Here is a 215-nt window from a genome sequence, read left to right on the forward strand (position 1 = left end):
GCTTCTCCAGCGCCGCTTTGAAGCCACCAGAAATCATCACCGTTACCTCCTGCGCAAGCGTGCCCGCGCTGAGGGTGGCGAAGGTCAGGGCGGCAATCACCGTTCTGAATGTAAGCATGAGGGATCACTCCTTAACGGCGGTTTGCAGGATTAACGTGCGACGACGATAGAGATAAAGCGTTGCCAGCAGGGCGCAAACGGCGGCAAAGCTCATC

1 pseudogene is annotated in these 215 nt (G+C 57.7%); it reads right to left on the reverse strand.

Annotated features, from left to right (window positions below):
* Positions 1–118: pseudogene (locus tag RRF55_RS29135) on the reverse strand (ABC transporter substrate-binding protein); the annotation flags it as partial.
* Between the last annotated feature and the right edge of the window lie 97 nt (positions 119–215).

Source organism: Klebsiella sp. K47 (assembly GCF_051858335.1).
In the GTDB taxonomy this organism is placed as follows: domain Bacteria; phylum Pseudomonadota; class Gammaproteobacteria; order Enterobacterales; family Enterobacteriaceae; genus Klebsiella; species Klebsiella pneumoniae.